Source organism: Williamsia sp. D3, from assembly GCF_000506245.1.
Classification (GTDB): Bacteria; Actinomycetota; Actinomycetes; order Mycobacteriales; family Mycobacteriaceae; genus Williamsia; species Williamsia muralis.
Window position 1 is genome coordinate 18,805 of the sequence record NZ_AYTE01000016.1, and the last position, 16,768, is coordinate 35,572.

The following is a 16,768-nucleotide window of genomic DNA, read 5'->3' on the forward strand; positions in this document are numbered from 1 at the left end:
AAGCCCGCTCGATCCGAACAAAGGCCCGCTCAACGGCAGTATCGGCACGATCAAGGGTTGGCCGCCGCGTCTGAGCAACAAAAAGGGGCGCAACCACTTTCGTGGTTGCGCCCCTTTCGGCTGTCATGACTAGCTGTCGGTGGATTCACCGGTCTTGGCCAGCTCGACCGGGGTGTCCGGCAGAGCAATCGGCTTCTTCGACCCGACGAAGGTGAACTTGGCGTCTTCGCCTTCGCCCTCGCCGTCCCAGTTCTCCACGTCGACCAGGACGATCTCGCCGGCACCGATCTCGTTGAAGAGGATCTTCTCCGAGAGCTGGTCCTCGATCTCGCGCTGGATCGTGCGACGCAGCGGACGGGCACCGAGCACGGGATCGAATCCACGCTTGGCGAGCAGGCTCTTGGCCTTCTCGGTCAGCTCCAGTGCCATGTCCTTGTTCCGCAGCTGGGTTTCCACGCGGGCGATCATCAGGTCGACCATCTTGATGATCTCGTCGCGGGTGAGCTGGTGGAACACGATAACGTCGTCGATACGGTTGAGGAACTCAGGCCGGAAGTGCTTCTTCAGCTCGTCGTTGACCTTCTGCTTCATCCGCTCGTAGTTCGAGCCCTCGGCATTCGACTGCGAAAAGCCCAGGCCCACGGCCTTGGAAATGTCGCCGGTACCGAGGTTCGAGGTGAAGATCAGCACGGTGTTCTTGAAGTCGACCGTACGACCCTGACCGTCGGTGAGACGGCCGTCCTCGAGGACCTGCAGAAGCGTGTTGTAGATCTCCTGGTGGGCCTTCTCGATCTCGTCGAACAGCACCACCGAGAACGGCTTGCGGCGCACCTTCTCGGTGAGCTGGCCGCCCTCTTCGTAGCCGACGTAACCGGGAGGAGCACCGAAGAGCCGCGACGCGGTGAAGCGGTCGTGGAACTCGCCCATGTCGATCTGGATGAGCGCGTCGTCCTCGCCGAACAGGAAGTTGGCCAGCGCCTTGGACAGCTCGGTCTTACCGACACCGGACGGGCCGGCGAAGATGAACGAACCGGACGGGCGCTTGGGGTCCTTCAGACCGGCGCGGGTACGGCGGATCGCCTTGGACACCGCCTTGACCGCCTCGGTCTGGCCGATGATCCGCTTGTGCAGCTCATCTTCCATCCGCAGCAGACGGGTGGTCTCTTCCTCGGTCAGCTTGAACACGGGGATGCCGGTCCAGTTGCCGAGAACCTCGGCGATCTCGTTGTCATCGACCTCGGCAACGATGTCCATGTCGCCACTGCGCCACTGCTTTTCACGTTCGGCGCGCTCGGTGACGAGCTGCTTCTCCTTGTCGCGCAGACTTGCGGCCTTCTCGAAGTCCTGCGCATCGATCGCAGATTCCTTCTCCTTGCGGGCGTCGGCGATCCTGTCGTCGAAGTCGCGCAGGTCTGGCGGCGCGGTCATCCGGCGGATGCGCATCCGGGCGCCGGCCTCGTCGATCAGGTCGATCGCCTTGTCCGGCAGGAAGCGGTCGTTGATGTACCGGTCGGCCAGGGTGGCGGCGGCGACCAACGCACCGTCGGTGATCGAGACGCGGTGGTGCGACTCGTAGCGGTCACGCAAACCCTTGAGGATCTGGATGGTGTGCTCCACGCTGGGCTCGCCGACCTGCACCGGCTGGAAGCGGCGTTCGAGGGCGGCATCCTTCTCGATGTACTTGCGGTACTCGTCGAGGGTGGTGGCACCGATCGTCTGCAGCTCGCCGCGAGCCAGCTTGGGCTTGAGGATGCTGGCCGCGTCGATGGCACCTTCAGCGGCGCCCGCGCCGACGAGCGTGTGCAGCTCGTCGATGAACAGGATGATGTCGCCGCGGGTGTTGATCTCCTTGAGGACCTTCTTCAGTCGCTCTTCGAAGTCACCGCGGTACCGGCTGCCGGCAACCAGCGACCCGAGGTCGAGGGTGTAGAGCTGCTTGTCCTTGAGCGTCTCGGGGACGTTGCCGTTGACGATGGCCTGTGCCAGGCCCTCGACGACGGCGGTCTTACCGACACCGGGCTCGCCGATGAGCACCGGGTTGTTCTTGGTGCGGCGGCTGAGCACCTGCATCACGCGCTCGATTTCCTTCTCGCGCCCGATCACCGGGTCGAGTTTGGCCTCGGCGGCAGCGGCGGTCAGGTTGCGGCCGAACTGGTCGAGCACCAGGGAGGTGGACGGTGTGCCCGCCTCGGTGCTGCGGCCACCGGTGCCCGCTTCCTGCGGCTCCTTGCCCTGGTAGCCCGACAGCAGCTGGATGACCTGCTGACGGACCCTGTTGAGATCGGCGCCGAGCTTGACCAGAACCTGGGCGGCAACGCCTTCACCCTCGCGGATGAGGCCGAGCAGGATGTGCTCGGTGCCGATGTAGTTGTGGCCGAGCTGCAGTGCTTCGCGCAGCGACAGCTCGAGGACCTTCTTGGCGCGCGGGGTGAAGGGGATGTGGCCGGAGGGAGCCTGCTGGCCCTGGCCGATGATCTCCTCGACCTGGCTGCGGACGCCTTCGAGGGAGATACCCAGCGACTCGAGCGACTTGGCGGCGACGCCTTCACCCTCGTGGATCAGACCCAGCAGGATGTGCTCGGTGCCGATGTAGTTGTGATTGAGCATCCGCGCTTCTTCTTGGGCCAGGACGACAACCCGGCGAGCGCGGTCGGTGAACCGTTCGAACATTGTTCTCCCTTACGTTTCTATGGGTCGAGCTCGGCCTTCGGCTTCGTCTCCCAGTGTGTCTGGTCGACAGGCTCCGGTCTTCCCAGGGTTGGCAGTGTCGACGATGAACCGATAGCTCACCTGCAACAGCCTTGCTCCCACTGTAATGGCCGCAGGTCACCGGCACCGCAGATGTGTCGCCGAGCCCTCGGATGGCACCCCTTGATCGGGGGTCACAAATGGTCAACGTCCCAGCTTGCAAGGGTGTTTGCGCTGGGGATACGCCGTCAGCGAACGCGTTCGCTCATTCGATCGTGATGGCGCGAATCAGTCTACGGGCGACATCGAGCATCTCGACTCGGGCTTTCTCTGGCTCGGCAGACCTCGCCACATACATCGCCGCCTCGTCCACTGCGCCGATCATCGCATGTGCGAGAGGCCGTACCGGTTGCGCCGGCGCAGTGCCATCGGCGATCGCCTGTTCGATCAGCGACTCGATCAGTCCCATCGCGTAGCGGGCGCCTGCCTCACGCCACGCTTCCCAGCCGAGTACAACCGGGGCCTCGAGCAGGATGATCCGGTGCACCTCGGGGTCGGCGCACAACTCCAACCATTCCCGGACGCCCACCTCCATCGCCTCGAGTGGGCCATCGACCCCAGCCGCGACGACGGCCTCGGTGACCTTGCCCATCACCTCTTCCTCCACCTGTTCGAAGACTGCGACGAACAATTCGTCCTTGTCTGCGAACTGGTGATAGAGCGCACCTCGGGTGACGCCGGCCTGCGCGACGATCGCCTGCGTGCCGACTCCGCTGAATCCGTGCTCGGCGAACAGGGTGCGCCCGGCCGCGATCAGCGCAGCCCGCGTCGCGGCGGTGCGCTCGGCTTGAGTACGACGATTGACTTCCATGCAGCTTGTATGTAACTTCCATGCTAGGTGTACGTAAATAGCCACAGAAGGGTACCGCCATGGAGACCATCGAGCTGAATCACGGCACACTCGAATACCGGGCCGTCGGTCCAGTGGATTCACCCCACCCCCCGGTGCTGTTCGTTCATGGCGCGCTGGTCGACGGCCGCCTCTGGGATACGGCCGCCGACTCGCTCGCGGCGCGGGGATACCGCTGCATCTTGCCGACACTGCCGCTGGGCTCTCAACGGATACCTGCAGGCCCAACCGCCGACCTGTCCCCGCGCGGACTCGCAACGATGATCCGGGACTTCGCTGCCGCCCTCCGTCTCGACGACGTCACTCTTGTCGGCAACGACACCGGTGGAGCGCTGTGCCAGTTCGCGATCGACGCACATCCCGAGTTCGTCGGCAGGCTCGTACTGACCAATTGCGATGCCTTCGATACGTTTCCGCCTTTCCCGTTCAATGCTCTGTTTGCCCTCGGCAGGTTCAAGCCGATCCTCAAACCTTTCGCCGTTGCACTCTCGGCGACTGCGATACGGCACTCCGCCATCGGATTCGGGCTCCTTGCGAACCGCCCCGATCCGGAATTGACCAGGTCATGGCTGACGCCGGCGCGTGAATCCGACGCGGTGCGAACCGATCTGGCTGCGTTGGCGCGCACGATCAAGCCTGCCGAGCTCGACCAGGTGACGCGCCGCCTCGGCACCTTCGACAAGCCGGTGTCCGTTGTGTGGGGGATGAAGGACAAGTGCTTCAAACCAGCGCTCGGGCGGCGGCTCGCCGCGCAGTTCCCGAACGCGACGTTCACCGAGGTGCGGGACGCCAGAACGTTCGTATCCCTTGATGAACCCGATGCAGTGGTGCGTGCAGTGGAGAAGATCTCGGCATCGGCACCATCGTCCAGCTGAGGCTTCCCTCCGACGGACTCAATCGGCACGGATGTGCATGGCGAGTCCCTCGGACGCCCACGCATGCTCGGGTGCAAGTGTCCTGTCGGGCCAGTAGTCGCCAGACTCCAACGCCCGGTAGCGAATCGGCTCCTCGTCGAAGATGGTGTCGAGTCGGTCGAGCAATCGCCGGCACTCGTCGTCGGCGTCACTCCAACCGGGTACGTCCGTTCCGGCGATGAGGTGAGGCTTCAACGCGGATATGCCTGAGTACCACAGAGTTCCGTGAAGCAACGGAAACAGCAGTAATTCGATATCGCCGTTGATCCCTCGAGGGTCGAACGACGATTGCCGATCACCGGCGGTGACGATCGTGAGCGCTCTGCGTCCGGCCAGGCCTCCGCCGCCGTACTTCAACGTTCGACCGGTCTCGGGGTGTTTGATCCCGTACGCGAAACCGTGGGAGAAAACGCGGTCGAACCAGCCCTTGACGATGGCGGGCATTCCATGCCACCAGAGTGGGAATTGGATGATGAGCAGATCGGCGTCGCGCAGGAGGTGCTGCTGCGCAACCACTTCGGGCGCTGGGCCACCGGTCCCGGAGAGCTCTGCCGAATTCAGGACCGGATTCCAGCCGAGTTCGTACAGGTCGACCACGGTGACCTCCGCACGGCAGCGCAGGTTCCGGGACGCGGTTTCCATCAGCTGATGATTCAGCGAGTCGGACTCGGGATGTCCGTGGACCCACAGGATTTTGGTTGCGTTGTTCTCTGCCACGGACTTAGTGTGCAGCCAAAGGTCCGCAGCGAACAGTACGCACAATCTTGTCCATAGGGACTGAATGGATAGTGTCATGCGTGAAGCGATCAGGAAGGCAGCGGAGGTCTGCCCCGTCGAGGTGGCCGTTGCCGTTCTGGGCGGGTCGTGGAAGATGACCATCGTCAAGCACCTGACCGAGGGCACCCTGCGGTTCGGCGAATTGGGCAGGGCCGTCGGCTCCGTCACCCCTCGGGTGCTCGCCCGGCAGCTTCGCGAGTTGGAGGCCGACGGCATCGTGCTGCGCACCGTGTACTCCCAGGTACCCCCCCAAGGTCGAATACTCGTTGACTCCGCTCGGCGAGACCCTGGCACCGATGGTCCGCGCACTCAACGATTGGGGGGGCGAGCTACCTGGATCAGGTCAGTGCACCTTCCGAGTCCGAGGCCCCCGCCTGATCCACGGCCTCGCGGCGTGGATCCGGAACGGCACGACGACAAGCGGGTCAAATCTCACCTGGTCACCAGGCCTGCGAGGAGGACGGCGAACGCCACCGTGTGCACCACCGCGCGAACGAGATTCCAGCGCACCCAGACGTTTTCGAAGGCTGCTCTGGCTGCTGCCGGATCGGTGATGCTCGAAGGTCCACCGATGGCGGCCAAGTCGTTGTTCAAGGGGATGTTGAACACCATTGTGATCAGCAACCCGACCGCGTAGGTCACCGCCCCGGCGACGATCCACCAGAAGATCGGCTCGCCGCGGTAGAACACTGCCGCCGCGGTGGTGAACACCAGACCGCCGAAGAAGAGGAGCAGGAACAGTGGATTGACGATCACCACGTTGATGCGTTGCATCGAGGAGACGAAGACCCGATCGTCTGTCTGAGCCAGTCCTGGCATCACCGCATAAGCGAAGGCGCAGAACAGTCCTGCGATCAGACCGACGGCCAGGACCGCTGCGATGAGGAGCGACTCGCGTAACGCAGTCATGCCTGAGCTCCGTCGAACCAGGCGCCCTCGGCAACCGACTTCTCGATGAAGTCGGCAAAATCCGTGGGCGCACGGCCCAGCAGTTCACGCACCCCGTCAGTGATGGTTGCATTCCTCCCATCGAAGAGGGTCCCGAACAACGAGATCACCATGTCGGCGTAGTCGTCTGGCACACCAGCTTCTGCCATTCCCGCCCGGTAGTCTTCCAGAGACACTGTCACATAGTCGATCTCACGATTCGCAGCCGCCGCGATCTGGGCCGTGGCATCGGCGAATGTCAGGAGCCTGGGGCCGGTCAACTCGTACACCCTCCCGTCGTGACCTGACTTCGTCAGCGCCGTCACCGCAGCGTCGGCAATGTCGTCGGCATCGATGAACGGCTCCCCCACTGCGTCCACAGGCAGCACCACCGCTCCTTCACGCACCCCGTCCGCCAGAAATGATTCGGAGAAGTTCTGTGCGAACCAACTGCAGCGCAACACCGTTGACACCATGCCCGAGTGCAGCACAATCTCTTCGCATGCGCGTGCCTCGGGCTCTCCACGGCCCGACAGCAGGACCAGCTTGTCGACGTTCGCATCTCGTGCGACCTCGACAAACACCCTGAGATCATCGGCAGAACGTTCGACGATGAGGTCCGGCTGGTAGGTGATGTACACGGCACCGGCGCCATCGAGTGCGGGCCTCCAGGTCGTGCGATCGGTCCAGTCGAATCTGGTCGCACCGGAGCGGCTCGCCAGTCGGGTCGGTACTCCGAGGCCGGATAGGTGGCCGGCCACCCGCCGACCGGTCTTGCCGGCGGCGCCGATGATGAGAACTGGACGTTGGGTGTGCGTTGTGGTTGTCATACATCCGAGTACAGCCCTCGACGTTGAGCCTTTCCATGGCTTGAACGCTCACTTTCATGTGTAATCGTCCAATGGATGCGCTCGGAAGTGTGCTCAACGGTCCTCGCGCCGCCGATGCCTTTCTGTTGCGGGTGGTGATGACACCGCCGTGGTCGGTGCGAATCGAAGACGAAGCGCCTCTGACCGTGGTGGTGGCGGTCAGCGGTACCGCCGCGGTGCGCTTCGACGACGGCGAGACCACGTCGATGCATCCAGGCGATGTCGCGGTCGTCCGCGGCCCCGACCCGTACGCCTACGGCGACGTGGAGGCGCCGCCGGCCGCGTTCATCCAACCGGGCCAGCGATGCGTCCGCGCCGACGGTACCGATCTGGTCGATGAGATGAATCTCGGTGTTCGCACATGGGGCAATGACGCCGCCGGCGATTCGGTGTCACTCGTGGGGACTTACGGCGCGACGGGAGAGGTCTCGGCTCGACTACTTGCCGCACTCCCCCGGCTGATCACGGTGCGGGGCAACGCCGCGCTGACGGCGCTCCTCGCAGCCGAGATGACGCGGCGAGCACCGGGCCAGGAAGTGATGCTGGACCGCCTCCTCGACCTCCTGCTCATCGACACCCTGCGAGCATGGTTCTCGAGGCCTGAATCGGCGGGGCCGACGTGGATCGCGGCGGAATCGGATCCGGTGGTGGGCCAGGCGCTCTCCTTGATCCACCACAATCCGGAGCATCCCTGGACGGTGTCCGACCTGGCCCGCCGATGCGCTGTATCCCGCGCAGCACTCGCGCGGCGGTTCAACGACCTCGTCGGGGAACCACCGATGACCTATCTGACGACGTGGCGGCTGTCCATGGCGGCCGATCTACTCGCATCGGGCGATCACACTCTCGAGGCGGTTGCCCGAGAGGTCGGATACGGCAGCGCTTTTGCGCTGAGCGCCGCGTTCAAACGCGTTCGTGGAATGAGCCCGCGCGACTACCGCAGATCGCTGGCCGGGTGATCAGCTCCGGTGGCTGTCATGATCCGAAGAAGGGCGGCACGAACATACACGGAACGTCTCGTGCGTCCCTTTGATCGTCGAGCGAGTTGAGGACGTACAGCGCCGCCCGCTGCGAGCCGCATATCGCAAGGTGATCGCTGTAATCATGTGAACAATTCTCTTGCACAACGATGTTCGTGACCGATCTGTCTTCACCGCCAGGGAGCTGGCCGCTGCTGTACGGCACCACGAACTCGTCGTACTTCGTGGAGATGTTGATGTAGTCGATACCGGGTAGATACGGTCCGCCGTCAGCGCTGATCTTCGAGATGAAATCCGACCCTGCCATCATCTGCGGCGCCGAATAGCAGGGCAGGACCTTTGTCGGATCAAGGCCGAGCGGCAGATTGATTCGTTGCAGCACACCTTGGAAGGCGGACGTCCCCTGCCACAACGGAGCGATGGACACATACTTGCGAATCTTGTCGTGTCCGCCGAGGAACTTCGCCCAGTAGCTGGGCATCAGCGTCCCCTGTGAATGTCCGACGACATCGACCTTGTCGGCGCCGGTGGAATCGAGGATCTTGTCCACGAACTCCCCGAACTCGGCTGCACTGTCCTCCATCCTCGCCATTCCGCCGATTGCCGACAGCGGCCACGGCACACCCTTGATCGCGCCGTAGGTCAGCGAGAAAACGGAGAAACCCTCGTTGAGCAACAGCGGGACGTAGGTGCCCCAATTGGTCTGCGCCCCACCACCGGTGCCGTGGACCAGGACCACCGGATTCGGATGGTCGCGGCTCAGCGGCTTGTCCCAGTCGTTCGCACCGGGAAGGTGACCGCCCGGATTTCGGAGTTCGTACGGGATACCGGAGAAGAAGTTGTAGGCGACCTTGCGTTCCTGCGCAGTGGCGGCCGCGGCGGGATTCGACACGCCTGCGAGCCCGTTCAGAGCGCCGGCCTTGGGTTGCGCACGGCCCCGCAGCATCCCACCCACGCGTAGCGGCACCGTCATCGCGTCGCCCAGGAGGCGACCGATCGCATTGTTGGGCATGTGTCCAGGTTAAAGGGTGTGTCGTAGGCCGATGTTCACCCTGGTCGGTATGGGTGTCGTGATTGGATGGACCACATGCTCACACGCCGATCCATGCCCGGAATCGGATCCGTTGTGTTTCTGCTGTCCGTTGCGATGGTTGTGTCCGTCGGTCTGGTGTTCTCGGTCAACCCGACCGCTGACGCCACGGCGTACGGCAACGGTCAGCTCCGTCCGTACCCGAACTCACCAGAAGAGCGGTGGAGCCTCGACCTCACCAGCATGCAAACCTACGGGGAGGGCGACACCCCGGAAGTGGTGGGCACATTCGGTGACGTCTGGTTGGTGGCCTATCCGTCGGGGCTCGGCAACACCTATTCGGCAATCGACCACCGCACCGGTGAACAGTTGTGGGATACGCCGATCGACGCCGGGCTGGGTTCTTGCGCGATCAACGGCAGCGGCGAGGTGGGATGCGCCCTGAATCTGGCGGACCAGCCAGACGGGTTCTATCTCGCAGACCTGGCAACCGGCCAACTGCGGGATTTCTCGTCCGACAACGACACTCAGTCGGTAACAGGTGTGGGGCCGGACTTCCTCCGGGTCAACGGGTCCGGCTATCAGGTCACCCGTAACAAGCCCGACGGCACACAGCTCTGGGCCCGTTCTTTTGCGGCGGCGGCGAAAACAGAGGTCGACGGCGAACTCGTGGTGATCAGCGCGTCGGACGGTTCCAAGCACGTCATCGATCCGGCGACAGGGGCCGACAAGTTCGGTTGCGCGTCGTGCGATCTGCGCATCTATCCCACCGGCGTGGCCCTGCAGTTCACCGATGCCCGATCCCCTCGCGTCGAGTTCTACACGCGTGGCGGCACCCGGACCTCCGTGAACGAGGGACAACAGCTGGTGTCGGGACCGGCAGTCCTCGCTGTGACCACCGGGTCCGGCCCGGGACAGGTCATGCAGACCCAGGGCGCCTACTCGGTCTTCGACCCCGCCCAGAAGGACAAACTGTGGCAGGTCACCGATCCCGAGCTGTCGAAGGTGGCCTCGCGGCCGTGCGGCTCCGTGGTCGCTTTCGCCCGCAAGGACGGAAGTCGGTCGATCCTCGACCTGCGGACCGGGGAGAAGGTGGGCGAGGTCCCGCGCCCCGAGCCGGGACAGCCTGGTACCAACATCGACTACCTCACGTGCGTCGGCCAGGGCGAGGACACCGCAGTGTTCGGCAACGCGGGTGAGCTCACAGCGTTCAACATCGGTGACGGATCCGTTGCCTGGCAGCGGTCGATAGTCGGTGGGCAAGCCGCCATCGTCGACGGATATCTCGTGCTCGAGGAGGGCACCACCCTCTCGCTCCTGGCCCCGTCGTAAAAAAGTTTCGCCAGAGGCCGTCGGAAAACGCCCCGCCGGGACGACTATGAGGATGTGAGCGGCACAGCGGGGAGCACATCGAATCGGCCGGACGGTGGACCACCGTCGGCCGGGCGAACTCTGCTCGACCTGTACGACGAAGCGCTGCCGGCCGTGTACGGGTACCTGCTGCGGCGAACACGTGACACCAGTGTGGCCGAAGATCTCGCGTCGGAAACGTTTCTGGCCGCGATGGACAGCGCACGTGGTGTGGACGCTCCCGAACCGTCCATTCCATGGCTCATCGGCATCGCCAGACACAAACTGGCAGACCACTGGCGTCGCATGCAACGCACCCCGACACCCGTCGACGAGGTGCGCGACGATCCCGCCGACGACGAATGGGACGTCCACCTGGACCGGTTGGTGGCCGAGTACACCCTTGCCCAGTTGTCGACCACGCACCGGGCAGTGCTGACCCTGCGGTACGTCGACGACTGCACGGTCAGTCAATGCGCGGAGCTGTTGGGCCGCACCGTCGCGGCCACCGAGGCGTTGCTCACCCGGGCCAAGCGGGCCTTCCGCACGGCCTATCCCGACACCAACGATCCCAGTCCCACGTCGCTGCGACCGAGAGGAGGCCGGTCATGAACCCAGACTTCGACCCGTTCACCGCACTGGCCGCAGACGATGTTCCGGTCGCGCCCGACCCCGCCTTCGCGCGCCGGCTGCGAACGCGGCTCGAACGGGGACTGGACCTACCCGAAGGAGTGACCATGTCCACAGATGTCCTGCCCGAATCAGCCGATGCCGCGAAGTCAGTCGGTACCGGCAAGTCAGTCAGTGCTTCCGAATCTCGCAGTCCTGCTACGCCCTCGGTCGTCGAGCGCCCCGGCGCGCTGCCCTACCTCACCGTCGCCGATCCCGGCGCAGCCATCGAGTGGTACGTCGAGCATCTCGGCGCGCAGCTGCGTGGTGAGCCGATCGTGATGGACGACGGGAAGATCGGCCACGCCGAACTCCTGATCGGCGGCGGGGTCATCTACCTTGCCGGCGAGTTCGCCGAGCTCGGACTCAAGGCGCCTGCGCCACAATCCGTCTCGGTCTCGCTGATGTTGCCGGTACCCGACACCGATGTCGCGGTGCGCCGGGCAGCCGACGGTGGTGCAACCGTGCAGCGCGAACCGTACGAAGGGTACGGATCACGGACCGGGTCGATCATCGACCCGTTCGGTCACCGCTGGATGCTGACGGGACCCTCTTCGTCCACTGCCGGGGAACCGAACCCGGCAGAGGGGATCCGACGTGGCGATCTCGGCTACTGCACGCTGTGGACCACCGACGTCGATCGGGCCGCCCGCTTCTACAACTCGGTCCTGGGCTGGGAGTTCGACTCCGAGACAGGTCAGGTCACCAACCTCGCGCAACGGTTGGGCATCTTCTCTGTTCCCGGTGATCCGACGATGCTGTGCGCGTACGCCGTTGAGGACCTGGACAAGGCCCGGGCAGACATCGCCGCCGCCGGCGGTTCCACCGGCGAGGTGCAACAGCTCCCCTTCGGTGATCTGCTCGACGCCGTCGACAACCAGGGGGTACGGTTTGCCGTCTACCGGCCGAACGGCGATGATCCGCGTCCTCCGGTGAACGGCACAGGTCATGGCGAACTGACGTACATGACCCATTACACCTCGGACAGTTCTCGGTGGCGCGACTTCTACGGTCGGGTGCTGGGCTGGAGTTTCACCGCAGGCAGAATCGACGACGGGTGGGAGGTCGATGACGGCCACCCGATGACGGGCGTCGCCGGCGGACAGGACCATTCGCTGTCGGTGCCGATGTGGGTGGTCGACGACATCGAGACAGCCGTCGAACGGGTTCGCGCGGCCGGCGGCATGGTCATCGAAGGCCCCGCACGGCAGTCCTACGCCATCTCCGCCGAATGCCTCGACGACCAGGGCAGCCCGTTCTGGTTGGCGCAGTACTGATCTCGCCGGTCACACACCCTCCGACTTCGGCTTCATCCTCCGACTGCAACCGGAGGATCTGGCCGGAGTCGGAGGTTCTGGGCCGTCAGGGGTTCAGGAACGCAGCCAGTGCGGCCGAGTACATTCCCACGTCAGCCGTTCCCATCAGCTCGCGGGCGCTGTGCATCGCGAGCTGCGGGGCACCGACATCAACGGTGGTCAAACCGGTTCGGGTGGCGGTGATCGGGCCGATGGTGGACCCGCATGGCAGGTCCGCGCGGTGCACGTAGCGCTGCAGTGGCACGCCGGCCTGCTCCGCGGCCACCGCGAACAGCGCTTCGCCTTCGGCATCGCTGGCGTAACGCAGGTTCTGGTTGACCTTCAGCACCGGTCCTCCGTTGATGGAGATCTGATGTGCCGGTTCGTGGCGCTCGGGGTAGTTGGGATGGGTGGCATGGGCCATGTCACCGGAGGCGCACGCGCTCATCGACATCGACCGCAGATAGTCCTCACGAGAACCACCGCCCGCCAACACGATTCGCTCGAGCACCGTGGGCAGCAATTCTGACGCGGCGCCCCGATCCGAACCACTGCCGACCTCTTCGTGGTCGAACAGGGCAAGCACGGGAATGTACTGTCCGACACCACCTTCGACAACATCAACGAGCGCCCGGGTACCGGCGTAGCAGGTTCCTTGGTTGTCCAGTCGGGGTGCGCTCAGCAGGTCGTCACTGACCCCGACCACTCGGCTCGGCGCCAGGTCGTGGGTCATCAACTCCCAACCGAGGAGCTGGTCCACGCTCACCTCTGCCTGTGCGGCAATCCATTCCATGAAACCGGGGCCGCTCTCACCCACCGACCAGATGCCGTTGACGTGCCGCTGCGGATCGAGCGTCACACCGGCCCGGTCCTCGGAGAGATGTATCGCGAGCTGTGGGACCCGCAGAACAGGTTCGTCGATCTTGATCAGCCGGCGCCGGAGCCCTTTGGAGTCCCGGATCGCCAGCCGGCCGGATATGCCCAGATCGCGGTCGAGCCACGAATTGAGCAGTGCGCCACCGTACTTCTCCAACCCCACCATCGACAGGCCGGCCGAGCGGAGACCGGGGTTCTGCTTCACCCGGAGGTTGGGACTGTCGGTATGACCCCCGACGATCCGGAAACTGCGTCCCGGTCCGCTGCTGTCCCAGGCGACGATCGAACCCCCGCGCATCACGTAGTGCCGCCCGGGTTTGCTCGGCCACTGATGCTCTTCGCTCAGCTCGCGAAAACCTGCCGCCTCGAGCGCCTTGGCCACCGATTCACACACATGGAACGGCGATGGCGATGCGTCGACGAACCTACCCAGTCCGGCCGCGTCGGCCGAGGTGGTCACCATGGTTCTGCTCAGGCCGTGGTGAGCACTGCGTCAAGAGCGGAGTAGAACAACCCGAGGCCGTCGTCACTCGGTCCTGTCAGCGCTTCGGTGGCGTGTTCGGGATGCGGCATCAGGCCCACCACGCGCCCGTTCGTGCTGGCGATCCCGGCGATGTCGCGCATCGAGCCGTTCGGGTTGTCGCCGGCGTAACGGAACACCACGCGGCCTTCACCTTCGAGTTCGTCGAGCACCGCCTCGGAGGCGACGAAACGGCCTTCACCCGATTTGAGCGGGATGAGGATCTCTGCACCCGGCTCGAAACGGCTGCTCCACGACGAAGCGGTCGATTCGACCTTCAGCCATTGGTCGCGACACAGGAAATGCAGTCCGTTGTTGCGGGTGAGTGCCCCCGGCAACAGCCCGGCTTCGCACAGCACCTGAAAGCCGTTGCAGATTCCGAGAATCGGCATTCCCTTACCTGCAGCCTCGACCAGAGCACCCATCACGGGGGCAAACCTGGCGATCGCGCCGGCGCGCAGGTAGTCGCCGTAAGAGAAGCCGCCAGGAACCACAACGGCGTCCACGCCTTGCAGGTCGCCGTCGCCGTGCCACAGTTCCACCGGCTCGCCACCCGCCAGGCGCACCGCTCGCGCGGCATCAATGTCGTCGAGCGATCCCGGGAAGGTGATGACCCCCACGCGTGCCGTCACGATGCGGCCTCTTGCACCCGAGTCACCGAGTAGTCCTCGATGACGGTGTTGGCCAGCAACTCTGCCGCGATGCGGTCGAGCGCTTCGTCATCCACCGAGTCGTCCACTTCCAGTTCGAAACGCTTACCCTGGCGCACGTCGGCGATGCCGTCGAACCCCAATCGACCCAGCGCGCCGCTGATCGCCTGACCCTGCGGATCCAGGATCTCGGCTTTGGGCATCACGTCAACTACCACTCGAGCCACTTGGGCGCTCCTCTTCAGCTGCGGTTTTCAGCCGTCACTCTACCGGCAATCGCTTGATGGACCGGCCCCGGAGGTTCCCGGCTCGAACTGGCCCGGGACTCTCGCCGTCGACTTCCTGCCTCAGGCAGCCCGTCGCAGCGCGGTCGACGTCATGTTGCGATACGTGACCGGCTGCGCTCCGTGGAGCAGGGCGAGGTCGATGCAGTCGAACACCGCTTTGCCCGTCACCGGCTCGCCGAGGTGTTTGGCCGCCACCGAGAGCCGGACCACCCCGCCGCGGCGCGCCACCCGGACGGTGTTGCGGACGAGGAGCCGGCACCACCATGACTCGGCCGAGAAGCCGTCGCCGATACCGAGGACTCGCGCCTTGGTCGACGTCCCGGTCATCACGTCTTCGATGCTGGTGAAGCCCAGGTTGGTACGGAATCCACGACCGGCCAGGGCAGAGCGGGCGCCTGGCGACGCATTCCATCGGGGCGCGGCGAAGATCCGGGTACGTAGCCCGATCTGCTCGAGCATCCTGTCGGCGGCGAGCAGTCGCAGACCGGCCTCGTGCGCTCCGAGTTCGGCGAACTCGGCTCGCCGGCGGCGGCTGGGTACCTGGTTGTACCCGTGCAGCACGATCGCGTCGTCACCGCTGCGTCGTTCGCGTAGCCACGCGCAGGTATCGGCATCCTCGGCCAGGCGGTATCCGCCCTTGAGTCGAGGCGCGGCGAGGAACGACAGCGGCACGTCACGGGTGGCCACCTCCTCGGCGAAGGCCTGGACCTGCGCAAGGGTGGTGTCACGGATACCGGAAACCGAGACGATCAGTTGTCCTGCCACGGCCCCCAGTATTGCGGGCGCAGGTGGTCAACCGGTTGCCCTCAGGTGGACAACACGCAAAATCAGCGCCCGCGACCGTCCCGGCACACGCCCGGTACCGCTATCCGAGCGCTCGCTCGATGGCCTCGACCACTTCGGTCGCCTCGGGCTCGGTACGCGGGCGGAACCGTCCGACAACCTCACCGTCGGCGCTGAGCAGAAACTTCTCGAAGTTCCACTGGATGTCACCGGCTTCGCCATCAGCATCTGACGCCTTGGTGAGTTCGGAGTACAGCGGGTGGCGGTCGTCGCCGTTGACGTCGGTCTTCTCCAGCAGCGGGAACGTCACTCCGTAGGTCGTCGAGCAGAACGTGGCGATCTCCTCGGGGGTCCCGGGCTCCTGCCCCATGAACTGGTTGCACGGCACACCCACCACCGTCAGGCCACGATCGCGGTAGTTCTCGGCCAACTTCTCCAGTCCGGCGTACTGCGGCGTCAGACCACACTTGCTGGCAACGTTCACCACGAGGACGGGTCCGCCGAACTCTCCGAGAGTGGTCGAGTCGCCGGACAGTGTGCGCAGGGGAATGTTCTTGATGTCGGTGGTCATTCACACAGGCTACGACGATGATGCCGTCGGGGGCTGCAGTCGGCCGCAGCCGATGTAACCGAAAACACAGTTGGTTGCGCTGGCGTCAATAGTTGCGTCGGCGTTACCGTTAGCCAGTGTCACAATCAGGCGGGGTCGAAGAGACCTTTCGAACAGTGCACGAGTTCCTGACCCGGTTGTCCTGCGCGCTCGACGCCGACGCGATGGATGACCTCATCGAGACAGAGTTGGGTTTCACCCACTACAAGGCTCTGCTGATCCTCAGCCGGCACGGTAATGCGCTGTCGGTCAACGAGTTGGCAGACGAGCTCCACCTGTCTCTCGCTGCCGCCGGACGTGCCGTCGACAAGCTGGTCGGTCTTTCCATGGTGTCGAGACGCGAAGACGAGCACGACCGCCGGATCAAGAGGGTCTCGCTTGCCGAAGGTGGCGAAAAAGCAGTTGCGTTGAGCATCCGGCGTCGAGAAGACTCGGTGCGTGATGTGATCGCGAAACTCCCGAGTGACTTGCGCGCTGATCTCAACAGTGCCCTGCTCCCCATCCTCGCCGGCGACTATCTGAGCACGCCGATGTGCTCAGACGATGTCCGCACTGGTTCTGCCACACAGGGTTCGGCGGCCGCCACTTCGGCCGCCGCCCGATAGACATTCGAACACGATCGAGAAAGTGACC

The 16,768-nt window shown here is 64.6% G+C and carries 17 protein-coding genes and 1 pseudogene; 7 read left to right on the forward strand and 11 right to left on the reverse strand.

Going from position 1 to position 16,768, the window contains the following annotated elements:
• Positions 1 to 129: 129 nt before the first annotated feature.
• Positions 130 to 2,670: an ATP-dependent Clp protease ATP-binding subunit gene (locus W823_RS40865; protein WP_023957391.1), complete on the reverse strand. Its 2,541-nt coding sequence runs from the start codon at positions 2,668 to 2,670 to the stop codon at positions 130 to 132.
• A gap of 283 nt (positions 2,671 to 2,953) precedes the next feature.
• Entirely contained in the window at positions 2,954 to 3,559 is a 606-nt protein-coding gene (locus W823_RS40870; RefSeq protein WP_023957392.1) for a TetR/AcrR family transcriptional regulator, read from the reverse strand.
• Positions 3,560 to 3,618: 59 nt separating this feature from the next.
• Here W823_RS40870 and W823_RS40875 point away from each other — a divergent pair, with 59 nt between their 5' ends.
• On the forward strand, positions 3,619 to 4,473 hold the full coding sequence (locus W823_RS40875; protein ID WP_023957393.1) for an alpha/beta fold hydrolase: 855 nt from the start codon (positions 3,619 to 3,621) through the stop codon (positions 4,471 to 4,473).
• A gap of 18 nt (positions 4,474 to 4,491) precedes the next feature.
• On the opposite strand, the gene W823_RS40880 is transcribed toward W823_RS40875, so the two are convergent.
• Positions 4,492 to 5,229 carry an NAD(P)H-dependent oxidoreductase gene (locus W823_RS40880; protein WP_023957394.1) on the reverse strand — a complete coding sequence of 246 codons (738 nt, stop codon included), beginning with the start codon at positions 5,227 to 5,229 and terminating at the stop codon, positions 4,492 to 4,494.
• 154 nt (positions 5,230 to 5,383) lie between these two features.
• Between W823_RS40880 and W823_RS59575 the strand changes: the two are divergent.
• Positions 5,384 to 5,464: pseudogene (locus W823_RS59575) on the forward strand (transcriptional regulator); the annotation flags it as partial.
• A 257-nt stretch (positions 5,465 to 5,721) separates the two neighbouring features.
• On the opposite strand, the gene W823_RS58785 reads toward W823_RS59575, so the two are convergent.
• Both W823_RS58785 and W823_RS40890 read right to left on the reverse strand, forming a co-directional pair.
• Positions 5,722 to 6,198 (reverse strand): DUF1772 domain-containing protein, encoded by a 477-nt coding sequence (locus tag W823_RS58785; protein ID WP_023957395.1) that lies wholly within the window; start codon positions 6,196 to 6,198, stop codon positions 5,722 to 5,724.
• Positions 6,195 to 7,046, reverse strand: a complete 852-nt coding sequence (locus W823_RS40890; protein ID WP_023957396.1) for an NmrA family transcriptional regulator — start codon at positions 7,044 to 7,046, stop codon at positions 6,195 to 6,197. Before W823_RS40890 ends, W823_RS58785 begins: the two co-directional genes overlap by 4 nt.
• Before the next feature lie 71 nt (positions 7,047 to 7,117).
• On the opposite strand from W823_RS40890, the gene W823_RS40895 reads away from it, so the two are divergent.
• A complete protein-coding gene (locus W823_RS40895; protein WP_023957397.1) occupies positions 7,118 to 8,044 on the forward strand; it encodes an AraC family transcriptional regulator in 927 nt (308 codons plus the stop codon).
• Positions 8,045 to 8,060: 16 nt separating this feature from the next.
• On the opposite strand, the gene W823_RS40900 is transcribed toward W823_RS40895, so the two are convergent.
• On the reverse strand, positions 8,061 to 9,077 hold the full coding sequence (locus W823_RS40900; RefSeq protein ID WP_023957398.1) for a triacylglycerol lipase: 1,017 nt from the start codon (positions 9,075 to 9,077) through the stop codon (positions 8,061 to 8,063).
• Between the two features lie 75 nt (positions 9,078 to 9,152).
• Here W823_RS40900 and W823_RS40905 point away from each other — a divergent pair, with 75 nt between their 5' ends.
• From W823_RS40905 to W823_RS40915, 3 genes are all read left to right on the forward strand, one after another.
• Entirely contained in the window at positions 9,153 to 10,427 is a 1,275-nt protein-coding gene (locus W823_RS40905) for a PQQ-binding-like beta-propeller repeat protein (RefSeq protein WP_161633998.1), read from the forward strand.
• A 120-nt stretch (positions 10,428 to 10,547) separates the two neighbouring features.
• On the forward strand, positions 10,548 to 11,057 hold the full coding sequence (locus W823_RS40910; protein WP_051406485.1) for an RNA polymerase sigma factor: 510 nt from the start codon (positions 10,548 to 10,550) through the stop codon (positions 11,055 to 11,057).
• On the forward strand, positions 11,054 to 12,391 hold the full coding sequence (locus tag W823_RS40915) for a VOC family protein (RefSeq protein ID WP_023957401.1): 1,338 nt from the start codon (positions 11,054 to 11,056) through the stop codon (positions 12,389 to 12,391). Before W823_RS40910 ends, W823_RS40915 begins: the two co-directional genes overlap by 4 nt.
• An 85-nt stretch (positions 12,392 to 12,476) precedes the next feature.
• Here W823_RS40915 and W823_RS40920 read toward each other — a convergent pair whose 3' ends face one another.
• The 5 genes from W823_RS40920 to W823_RS40940 form a co-directional block, all read right to left on the reverse strand.
• A complete protein-coding gene (locus W823_RS40920) occupies positions 12,477 to 13,748 on the reverse strand; it encodes a M18 family aminopeptidase (protein ID WP_023957402.1) in 1,272 nt (423 codons plus the stop codon).
• An 8-nt stretch (positions 13,749 to 13,756) separates the two neighbouring features.
• Positions 13,757 to 14,437, reverse strand: a complete 681-nt coding sequence (purQ, locus tag W823_RS40925; RefSeq protein ID WP_023957403.1) for a phosphoribosylformylglycinamidine synthase subunit PurQ — start codon at positions 14,435 to 14,437, stop codon at positions 13,757 to 13,759.
• Positions 14,434 to 14,682: a phosphoribosylformylglycinamidine synthase subunit PurS gene (gene purS, locus W823_RS40930; RefSeq protein WP_030173357.1), complete on the reverse strand. Its 249-nt coding sequence runs from the start codon at positions 14,680 to 14,682 to the stop codon at positions 14,434 to 14,436. The genes purQ and purS overlap by 4 nt, the downstream gene beginning before the upstream one ends.
• Positions 14,683 to 14,802: 120 nt before the next feature.
• Complete coding sequence (locus W823_RS40935) at positions 14,803 to 15,507, reverse strand: DUF2334 domain-containing protein (protein ID WP_023957405.1); 705 nt, start codon at positions 15,505 to 15,507, stop codon at positions 14,803 to 14,805.
• A 100-nt stretch (positions 15,508 to 15,607) separates the two neighbouring features.
• On the reverse strand, positions 15,608 to 16,096 hold the full coding sequence (locus W823_RS40940) for a glutathione peroxidase (RefSeq protein ID WP_023957406.1): 489 nt from the start codon (positions 16,094 to 16,096) through the stop codon (positions 15,608 to 15,610).
• 116 nt (positions 16,097 to 16,212) lie between these two features.
• Here W823_RS40940 and W823_RS40945 point away from each other — a divergent pair, with 116 nt between their 5' ends.
• Complete coding sequence (locus tag W823_RS40945; RefSeq protein ID WP_023957407.1) at positions 16,213 to 16,740, forward strand: MarR family winged helix-turn-helix transcriptional regulator; 528 nt, start codon at positions 16,213 to 16,215, stop codon at positions 16,738 to 16,740.
• Positions 16,741 to 16,768: the final 28 nt, after the last annotated feature.